The organism is Plantactinospora soyae (genome assembly GCF_014874095.1).
Lineage (GTDB): Bacteria > Actinomycetota > Actinomycetes > Mycobacteriales > Micromonosporaceae > Plantactinospora > Plantactinospora soyae.
In genome coordinates this window covers 6,417,763-6,427,248 of sequence record NZ_JADBEB010000001.1, presented here as the reverse complement: position 1 = coordinate 6,427,248, position 9,486 = coordinate 6,417,763, and the positions used below count along the sequence as shown (strand labels likewise).

Sequence of the window (9,486 nt, the reverse complement as noted above, 5' to 3'; positions counted from 1 at the left end):
ATACCGCCTCTCGAAGCGGGTGGAAGGAGCGGGTGGCACGAGGTGGTCGGAAGTTGTCCCGGTGGCCGGGTGGTACCGGTGCGCAGGGGTCAGCCGTCGCCGAGCAGCGGAAGGATCTGGTCCAGGGCGTACGGGACGCTCAGCACGGTGCTGAACGAGAGTGCGCCACCCAGCGGCGGGTTCTCGTACGGCAGGAAGACCGCCCGGTTCTGCTTGGCCACGTCGAGGCTGGAGTACACCTTGTCCGCCTTCACCCGGGGCTCGGCGCTGCCGTCCGAGGTGAGGAACAGCAGCTTGTCCACGTTGACCAGATCGAGCCGTTCGGAGCCGATCTCGGCGGCGTACTCCTTGCCGACGGCCTGCACGATGGTGTCCGGCACGGTGAATCCGAGCTGGGTCATGAAGACCACCTTCGGGTCGCTCGGTGCGAACACCGCGTACTTGCCGGCCTCGTACGGGTCGACCACCGCGACGGTCCTGCCGGCGTACCCGGGGTGTTCCTGCCGAGCCTTGGCGAACCGCGCGTCGACGTCGGCGATCAGCTTGTCGGCCTGCTCGGGCCGGCCGAGCGCCCGACCGGCCAGCCGGGTCATGTCCTGCCAGGGCGCGGCGTAGTCCTCGAAGCCCTTGGGCTGCGCGACGGTCGGCGCGAGCTTGGACAACTGCCCGTACTGTTCCTGGGTCATCCCGGAGTAGAGCCCGATGATCAGATCCGGTCGGAGGGCGGCGATCTTCTCCATGTTGTAGTCGTCGCGTTCGCCGACGATCTCCGGCGGGGTGCTGCCCCACAGCGGTTGGACCCACGGCCACTTGCCGTACGGCCGCTCCAGGAACCAGTCGATGGCGCCCACCGGCACGGTCCCGAGGGCGAGCACCGGATCCTGGTCGCTGAGCCCGAGCGTGACTACCCGGGTGGGCTGCTTGGTGATCTCGGTGGCGCCGTACTTGTGGTCGATCCGCACCGGGAAGGCACCGGAGGTGGCCGCGGGCGCCGGGTCGTCGCCGCCGGTGTCACCGCAGCCGGCGAGGCCGAGTGCGAGGACGACCAGGGCTGCCGCCAGTCGGGCGACGGGCCCCAAGCGGGTCGCGCGGGCAGGTGTGCTGGACATCGGCTCCTCTTCGAATTCTCTCCGGGCCCCGTGCGGCGGATTCCGGGCGGTCGGCTGGGTTCGGTTCCGGCGGACCCCGGGTCCGCAGATCACGTCCGGGCGATCGGAAGGCGGTGCGAAGACGTCGGGTCGGCGTCGACCCCGATCGGCGCGGCACCGACATCGGCTCCGCTCCCCGGTGATAGTAAGGTAATCCTTACCTAACCTCAACCACCTCGGCGACGGAGACTCCCCAGCAACGAAGTTCTGAACTAAGGTATACCTATCCTAAGAAAGATCTTCGCTTCCCGGTACCCACCGGTCGGGAGCTGCCCTTACCGCCCAAACAGGAGAACGTGAGGACGCGTGTCAACGGAGCAGGCAACCCCGGCGCGCCGGGTCCAACCCCGGCCGGGCCGGGCAAGGCGGTTCCGACCCGGCAGGCCGGTCGGGCTGTTCCTGGTCGCCACGACCGTCCTGATCGTCCTGTCGCTGGTGTCGATCGCCGTCGGTAGCCGGCAGATCCCACTCGACCAGGTGGTGCAGGCCCTGCTCGACCGGGCCGGAATGCGCGGAACCGATCCGCAGGTCGAGGCGATCGTCTGGGGCGTACGCCTGCCCCGTACGCTGCTCGGCCTGCTCGTCGGAATGGCCCTGGGCCTCTCCGGCGCACTGATGCAGGGGCTGACCCGCAATCCGCTCGCCGACCCCGGTCTGCTCGGCGTCAGCGCCGGGGCCGCGCTCGGAATCGTCATCGCCATCGCCTGGTTCGGAATCGCCACGCTCTACGGCTACATCTGGTTCGCCTTCGTCGGCGCGCTGGTCGCCAGCATCGTGGTGTACCTGCTGGGCGGGCTCGGCCGGGGCGGCTCCACCCCGGTCAAGGTCGCGCTCGCCGGAGTGGCGATCACCTTCCTGCTCAACTCGGTGACCAGCGCCGTCGTGCTCCGTGACCCGGAGGCGCTGAACCGCTACCGGTTCTGGGCGGCCGGCTCGCTCTCCGGACCGGGCACCGAGACCGTGCTCCAGTTGCTGCCGTTCCTGGCCGTCGGCATCGTACTGGCCCTCGCCACCGCCCCGGCCCTGAACAGCCTCGCCCTCGGTGACGACGTCGCCGCCGCCCTGGGCCGGCGGGTCGGTCTGGTACGCCTACAGGGCACCCTGGCGGTGACCCTGCTCGCCGGCGCGGCGGTCGCGGTCGCCGGTTCCATCGTCTTCGTCGGCCTGATGGTTCCACACGTGGCCCGCCTGATCACCGGACCGAACCACCGCTGGCTGCTGCCGTTCACCATGGTGCTCGCGCCGAGCCTGCTGCTGCTGGCCGACGTCATCGGCCGGGTCATCGCCCGCCCCAGCGAGGTCGGGGTCGGCATCATCTCCGCCTTCATCGGCGGCCCGTTCTTCATCGCCCTGGTACGCCGACGCCGGCTCGCGGAGCTCTGAGCCGTGTCTCTGGTCGAACTGAACCGGACCGGCCGGCGGACCGCCTTCCGGATCGCCAAGCCACCGGTCTCCGGCGTGGTACGGCCCCGGCTGCTGCTCTGCTGCCTCGGGCTCACCGTCGCGCTGTTCGTGGTCTTCTGCGTCGGCATCGCGACCGGGGACTACCCGATGAACCCACTGCGGGTGGTGCCGGCGCTCTGGGGTTCCGGCGACGCCGGTCAGGTCTTCATCGTGCGGGAACTCCGGCTGCCCCGGGCGCTGACCGCCGTACTGGCCGGTGCGGCGTTCGCGGTCTCCGGAGCGGTGTTCCAGACCATCACCCGCAACCCACTGGCCAGCCCCGACATGATCGGCATCAACGCCGGCGCCACCACCGCCGTGGTGGCCGGGATCGTGATCGGCGGCACCGGGCTCAGCCTGCCGACGCTCGGGCTGGCCGGCGGGCTCGCCACCGCCGCCGTCATCTACCTGCTCGCCTGGCGCCGGGGCGCGACCGGGTACCGGATCGTGCTGGTCGGCATCGCGGTCTCCTGGATGTGCTCCAGCGCCACCGACTACCTGCTGACCCGGGCCCAACTGGTCGAGGCACAGGCAGCGGTCGGCTGGCTGGTCGGGAACCTGAATGGGCGCGGTTGGGAGGCGGTCGGACCGTTGGCCGCCGCGGTCGCCGTACTGCTTCCGGCGGCCCTGCTGCTCGGGCGCTGGACCCGTACCCTGCAACTCGGTGACGAGGTGGCCCGTGGCCTTGGCACCCCGGTCCAGACGGCCCGACTCAGCCTGGTGCTGGTGGGCGTCGCGTTCGTTGCGTTCGCCACCGCGGCCACCGGGCCGATCCTCTTCGTGGCGCTCGCCGCACCACAGATCGCCCAGCGGCTGGCCCGACTGCCCGCGCCGCCGGTACTGGCCTCCGCGCTGACCGGGGCGCTGATGGTCTCGGCCAGCGACCTGGTGGCCCGCTGGCTCATCCCGGACGTCGACCTGCCGGTCGGAGTGGTCACCGGGGCGCTCGGCGCGACGTTCCTGCTCTGGCTACTCATCCGGGCCAACCGCGCCGGTTCTGGAGGCTGACGTGACCGTGAATCCGACCCTGACCATCGCAGATTCCGAGATCGGAGTCCCGCCGCCCGCCCCGACCCCGGGCGCCGGCCACCCGGAACTGCGGGCCGAACGGCTCCGGCTGGCGTACGGCGACCGGGTCGTCGTCGACGACCTGGACCTGGTGGTTCCGCCCGGACGGATCAGCGTGATTGTCGGGGCGAACGCCTGCGGCAAGTCCACCCTGCTCCGGGCGCTGGCCCGGCTGCTCAACCCGGAGGCCGGCAGCGTCCAGCTCGACGGTAGGGCGATTCACTCCCTGCCCACCCGGCAGGTCGCCCGGCAGGTCGGCATCCTGCCGCAGGCACCGGTCGCACCCGACGGGCTGACCGTGATCGATCTGGTCGGCCGGGGCCGCTCCCCGCACCAGACCTGGTGGCGGCAGTGGTCGCCGGCCGACGAACGGGCGGTGGCCGAGGCGCTCGCCGCGACCGGCGTCACCGACCTGGCCGAACGCCCGGTCGACGAACTCTCCGGCGGGCAGCGGCAGCGGGCCTGGATCGCGATGGCGGTCGCCCAGCAGACCCCGGTGCTGCTGCTGGACGAGCCCACCACCTTCCTCGACCTGTCCCACCAGATCGACGTGCTGGACCTGGTCGTCGACCTGAACCGCCGGGACGGCCGGACCGTGGTGATGGTGCTGCACGACCTCAACCAGGCGTGCCGGTACGCCGACCACGTCATCGCGATGAAGGCCGGCCGGATCGTCGCCCAGGGTCAGCCGGCCAGTGTGATCACCACCGACCTCGTCGACGAGGTCTTCGATGTCCGGTGCGAGGTGACCGTCGACCCACTGACCAGTACCCCGCTGGTCATCCCCACCAGCCGGCACCATCCCCGGTCCGGGGTGACCGCCGCCGGTCCCCGCTGACCGGTCGGCGAGCGGTACGCGGACCGGTCCGTCCGGGGCGCTGGTCGGCGGTGCGGCTTAGGGACCGGCGGGTCAGCTCGTCGGGGCGCCGGTGTTCCGGATCATCTGCTGGAGCACCTTCAGGGTCGTGACGTAGTCCGCGTCGTCGATGCCGTGGTGGATGCGAGCGCCGATCGCCGGAGCGTGCTTCTTGAGGTCCACCCGCGCCTCCTCCCCCGCCTCGGTGATCCACCACCGTCCCTCGCCGTCCCGGGTGAGCCAGCCCCGCTCCAGCAGGACCTCCGCCTCCGCCGCCAGGTCGTCCTCGGCTCTGAGGTACGTGCTCATCGCCCGCTCAAGCTCGGGGATGGTCATGCCGTGCCCATCGGTCGAGATGTCGTTCCTCGACAGGTTTCGCAGCAGCCAGAACTGAGGCTGGGTGAACCCGAACTCGGCCTGCCTGGCACGGATGAAGGCGATCAGGGCCTCGTAGGCCACACCGGTCCAGTACGCAGCCGGCTGGGCTGCGAGCTGGGCATCGGAAAGTTGCTGCGTCGTCATGCCTGTTGTCCCCCGTCGTCTCGAAGATCGCCGACCGACTGAACATAGAACCTCGATTCTGGTTGAGGTCAAGGCCGCGGAACGGGACGCCCATTGCATGCTGATCCGGACCAGTTGTCCGGCCTGGTCCGATCTGGACGGACGGTCGCTACGCCGATGTCGGCGTGTGTGACACTCGTCGCGTGACGTCGCCTCCACCACCGGGCCCGGCTGGCTATCCGGGGATGCTCCCCCCGCGACCCGGCATGGTCGTGCCGCCGCCGGCACCACCGAAGAGCAACGGGCCACTCATCATCGGACTGGTCGCCGGGTTCCTGGCCCTGTGCCTGATCGGAGTCTGCGGCGTCGTGGCGGTGGGCATGGCGATCGAAAACCGGAAGGACAACACCCGGACCACTGCCGGAAGCACCTACGCACCGCCCGAGCCGCTCCCGACGACCACGCCGGCACCCCCACCGGCGCCGGCCCGGATCGGGCAGTGCATCGGCGTCGACGCGGGCGGAGGCTTCCTCGGGGTCGGCAACTGCAACGGCAGCAGCGGCACCTACCGGGTGGTGTCGGTCGACTACGACCGGCGCGGCTGCGCCGAACCTGGCATGCCGTACATCACCGAGAATGGGTACCGGCTCTGTCTGGAGCACCATCTGGTGCGCTTCTTCTGTTACAAGTTCCCGAAGGACGAGGGCTGGGTCGTACACGCGCCGAAGTGCAAGGCGAAGGGGACGGTCCATCTCATCGACATAGTCCCGGGCGCCTCCAACGGCAACAAGTGCACGCGGGACCGCAAGTGGAACCGCTGGTACCGGTTCACGTACCCGACCGTCGTCTACTGCGTCATGCAGTACTGACCGGGGAGCCCGACGCCGTCACGGCATCGGGTGCAGTCCCTCGTGGCGGACCGTCCAGGTCCCGTCGTCGGGGAAGCCCGGCGTCGGGCGGCCGGCGTCGGTGTCCGAGCCCCTGGCCATCAGCGCGACGGCGGCCAGCAGGCCACCGTTGCCCGGCAGGTAGACCGGCAGCGACCGGGTCTGCCGATTGTGCCCGTTCGGCAGGTACCCGTTCTTCGGCGAGGGCAGCAGCAGCGCGTCGATCGCGGTCTGCCGTTCGCCCAGCCGGGTCGCGGTCATCGCGATGGCCGGATAGTCCCAGCCCCAGGTGGAGTCCCAGTCCCAGGTTCCCAGCACCTCGCCCAGGGTCGCCCGCATCACGTCCGGATCGATCAGGTCGGTCGGCGGGACGAATCCCCATGCGTACAGCATCGACGGATGGTCCTCGGCCAGCGTGTACGGCGGAACGTCGATCGCCGGGTAGACCCCGTCCCGGACGGGCGGGCGGACCAGGTTGGCGGCCACCTCCGCCCAGGACGGCTCGACGGGCAGGCCGAGCCGGGCCCGCCAGCGTTGCGCGACGCGTAGTCCCCAGGACCAGTAGGCCAGCTCGAAGGTGGGGTTGGTGACCGTCTCCCGCATCGAGGCGTACGACTCCTGCGCCGGCACCAGCGGCGGACCGAGCCGGTAGCCGCCGTCGCCGCCGGAGACGAAGTCGGCCATGAACGCGGCCGAGGCGAGTACCACGTCCGCGTACCGGTGCAGCGCGGCGTCGGAGTCCGTGCTGCGCCGGACCAGCTCGGCCAGGAAGATCGGATGCGGCTGCTGCCACACCAGGAACGGTCCGATCGGGCTGGGACTCTCCCGTCCGTCCGGGCCGACCTGCTTGGGCCACCGGGCGCCGGCGTAACCCTGCTGGCGGGCGGTCTCCCGGGCCCTCGGCAGGATGCCGGCGTACCAGCCGAGGCTCCGTTCCAGCAGTTCGGCCCGGCCCCAGAGCGGGAAGTGCGCCCCGTGCCACCAGTGCATCTCCAGATGGAACCGGCCCCGCCAGCTGTTCGCCATCAGGCCGGTCTCCTGCGGCGGAAGCGACCCGGCGCAGTGCACCGCCGTGAGGTACTGGGAGAGCACGACCCGACGTTCCAGTTCCACCGCCCGGCCGTCCCGGCTGTCGGCCAGTTCCACGGCGGCGCCGGCCTCCCAGAACCGGGGCCAGTGCCGGCCCGACGCCGCCGCGACGTCGGCGAACGACGGCAGCTCGGCCACGCTCGGCGGGCCGGTCCGGTCGGCGACGGGCAGCCCGAGCCCGCTGGACCGGCCGAGCGGCACGTCGCCGGGCGCGAATCCGACGACCACCTCGACCACGGCCCGCTCGCTGGTGACGATGATCTCGTGCCGTCCGATGTGGAGTATCCGGGCGCCGTCCGTGACCCCGATCCCGACCGAGTACGTCGTGTCGTCGAGCACCCGCAGCACGGTGCAGCCGCGAACGGCCGGCCGTATGGTCGAGGAGTGGGCCTGCGGTCGTGACCAGTCCGCCGCGTTGCTCCACGCCTCCGACCCGTACGGAAACGCGACCCGTACGGCGAGGCCCTCGGTCAGCAGCGCCGACTCGACCCGTACGGCGAGAACGTCCCGCTCCGGATGACACACGGTGCTGACCCGCACGGGCGTACCGGAGAGCCGGAAGCGACTGGAGATGGTGCCGGTCCACAGGTCCAGCCGCTGGTGCGCGTCGCCCAGCTCGGCCGGGTCCGGTGGCCGGGCGACGATTCCGGCGCTGGCCGTCCGGGTCGACCGCACCAGTCCGATCCGCCCGAGGTCGAGCCGGTGCGGGTTGTTCCGCAGCCAGGACTCGGCGGCCGACTCCGGCGCCTCCCCGGTGCCGGAGAGTTCGCCGCGCATGTCGACGTACTCGACCGGGCCCCGAGGGGTCCGGTACGTCCGGCTCGTGGCGGACAGGTCGTACGGCCGCTCGCCCGGCACGCTGTGCCAGCCCCACTGTGACTGGGTGCCCAGCAGCGTGCCGGGCGTTCCGGCGCCCCCGGGGTTCTCGACCGGGTAGCGGTCCGGAAAGGTCTGCAACCCGGTGACGTCGACGGTGTAGCAGAACTCGCCGTTGCCCACGGAGAGTGGGGACTCCGGCAGGATCCCGGCGAGTTCGACCGTGTGCCGGTCGACGAGGCTACGGCGGTCGATCCCGGATGAGTTTCCGTTCCGGTCCGGGACCGGACCGCCGCCCGCCACCGTCACTTCCCGATCGCCGCCTCGACCTGCTTGATGAACTCGGCCGCGCTGTCGGCCGGGGACTTGCGGTTGAACAGCACCTCGGCGTTGAGCCGCTGCACGATGAGCCGGGTGTCGGTGGAGCCGGTCGGCCCGATCACCAGCGGCGGGCCGGCCTGCGGCGTCGCCCGCTCGATGAACTTCGCCTGGGCGGACTGGTCCGGGTTGAGCGCCGGCACCACGGCGGTCAGGACCTCCGAGTTCGCCGGGATGCCCCGGTCGGTCAGGATGATCTTCCCCGCCTCCGGGCTGTTCACCAGGAAGGCGACGAACTTCGCCGCCTCCTTGGGGTGCTCGGACCGGGCGTTGATGGTGTAGATCTGCGAGGCCTGGAGCCACATGCCGGGCTTCTGGGTGCTCTCCCCCGGCGCGCGCAGCAGTTCCAGCGGCTGCCCGGACGCCTTGCGCAGCGCACCGAGCTGGTTGCTCCAGTCGAACTGCATCCCGGCCAGGCCGCGACCCATCAGAGTCTGCTCCGGCGCCGGCTGGCCCTCCAGCTCCGTGGTCACCGAGGCGGGCGGGGTGGCACCGGAGTCCCGCAGTCCGGTGGTCATCGTCCACCAGTCCGTGACGGTCTGCCGGCTGATCGCGACCTTGCCCTCGGGGGTGTAGAGCGCCTCGCCGCGCTGCCGCGAGTACAGGTCGAACATGTCGGCACTGGTCGGGTCGGCCACCCCGTAGGTGCCCTTCGGGGATTTCGCCGAGATCTCCCGGGCGATCCGGCTGAAGTCGTCCCAGGTCCACTTGCTGTCGTCGGGCAGCGGCACGCCGGCCTTGGAGAACACGGTCGGGTTGACCACCATCGCGAAGGTGTTGACCCCGGTCGGGACCCCGAACTGCTTGTCCTCGAAACGCCCGTTGCCCAGCGCCGCCGGATCGATCTTGTCGGTCTTCAGCTCGGCGGAGACCCGGGCCAGGTCGAGCAGCGCACCCCGGTCGCCGTACTCCCGGGGGTAGGCCCCGCCCAGGGTGATCACGTCCGGTGCGTCGCCCGCCGCGACCTCGGTGGCGAGTCGGTCGAAGTAGGCGTTGAAGTCGGCCGACGAACCGGTCACCTTGATGTCCGGATTCGCGGTCTGGAACGCGTCGATGACCCGTTGGGTGGCCGCCGCCCGGTCGTTATTTCCCCACCAGGAGAAACGCAACTGGACGGGGCCGTCGTCGCCCCCGGAGTCTCCGCAGGCGGAGACGGCCAGCAGCGCGACGGCCGAGACAGCGACCGCCGTCAGGCGGTGTCGGGTGGATCTGGCTCGCATCGGAACTCCTTGTCGGACGGTGGGTGTCGGCAGGAGGTGTGAAACGGTTCACTGACCGATCTCGATGGTGCGGGTACCGC

General features: G+C 70.9%; 8 protein-coding genes. 4 read left to right on the top strand and 4 right to left on the bottom strand.

What is annotated here, in order from left to right:
* Positions 1–89: 89 nt before the first annotated feature.
* Positions 90–1,109: an iron-siderophore ABC transporter substrate-binding protein gene (locus tag H4W31_RS28040; RefSeq protein ID WP_192769374.1), complete on the bottom strand. Its 1,020-nt coding sequence runs from the start codon at positions 1,107–1,109 to the stop codon at positions 90–92.
* A gap of 345 nt (positions 1,110–1,454) precedes the next feature.
* Here H4W31_RS28040 and H4W31_RS28035 point away from each other — a divergent pair, with 345 nt between their 5' ends.
* The 3 genes from H4W31_RS28035 to H4W31_RS28025 all read left to right on the top strand — a co-directional run bounded on the left by H4W31_RS28035 (position 1,455) and on the right by H4W31_RS28025 (position 4,497).
* A complete protein-coding gene (locus tag H4W31_RS28035) occupies positions 1,455–2,531 on the top strand; it encodes a FecCD family ABC transporter permease (RefSeq protein ID WP_318783442.1) in 1,077 nt (358 codons plus the stop codon).
* Between the two features lie 3 nt (positions 2,532–2,534).
* Positions 2,535–3,599: a FecCD family ABC transporter permease gene (locus H4W31_RS28030; protein WP_192769373.1), complete on the top strand. Its 1,065-nt coding sequence runs from the start codon at positions 2,535–2,537 to the stop codon at positions 3,597–3,599.
* Between the two features lie 88 nt (positions 3,600–3,687).
* Positions 3,688–4,497: an ABC transporter ATP-binding protein gene (locus H4W31_RS28025; protein ID WP_225947178.1), complete on the top strand. Its 810-nt coding sequence runs from the start codon at positions 3,688–3,690 to the stop codon at positions 4,495–4,497.
* 72 nt (positions 4,498–4,569) lie between these two features.
* Here H4W31_RS28025 and H4W31_RS28020 read toward each other — a convergent pair whose 3' ends face one another.
* The gene (locus tag H4W31_RS28020) at positions 4,570–5,037 is read right to left on the bottom strand and encodes a MarR family winged helix-turn-helix transcriptional regulator (RefSeq protein ID WP_192769372.1); all 468 of its coding nucleotides are present in this window, start codon (positions 5,035–5,037) and stop codon (positions 4,570–4,572) included.
* 182 nt (positions 5,038–5,219) lie between these two features.
* Here H4W31_RS28020 and H4W31_RS28015 point away from each other — a divergent pair, with 182 nt between their 5' ends.
* Positions 5,220–5,885, top strand: coding sequence for a hypothetical protein (locus H4W31_RS28015; protein WP_192769371.1), 666 nt, complete (start codon positions 5,220–5,222; stop codon positions 5,883–5,885).
* 18 nt (positions 5,886–5,903) lie between these two features.
* On the opposite strand, the gene H4W31_RS28010 is transcribed toward H4W31_RS28015, so the two are convergent.
* Complete coding sequence (locus H4W31_RS28010) at positions 5,904–8,117, bottom strand: hypothetical protein (RefSeq protein WP_225945722.1); 2,214 nt, start codon at positions 8,115–8,117, stop codon at positions 5,904–5,906.
* A complete protein-coding gene (locus H4W31_RS28005) occupies positions 8,114–9,406 on the bottom strand; it encodes an ABC transporter substrate-binding protein (protein WP_192769370.1) in 1,293 nt (430 codons plus the stop codon). The genes H4W31_RS28010 and H4W31_RS28005 overlap by 4 nt, the downstream gene beginning before the upstream one ends.
* Positions 9,407–9,486: the final 80 nt, after the last annotated feature.

Excerpts from the sequence above, each read along its gene's own strand:
- H4W31_RS28040 (WP_192769374.1), bottom strand. The coding sequence starts at position 1,109 with ATGTCCAGCACACCTGCCCGCGCGACCCGCTTGGGGCCCGTCGCCCGA.
- H4W31_RS28020 (WP_192769372.1), bottom strand. The coding sequence starts at position 5,037 with ATGACGACGCAGCAACTTTCCGATGCCCAGCTCGCAGCCCAGCCGGCT.
- H4W31_RS28005 (WP_192769370.1), bottom strand. The coding sequence starts at position 9,406 with ATGCGAGCCAGATCCACCCGACACCGCCTGACGGCGGTCGCTGTCTCG.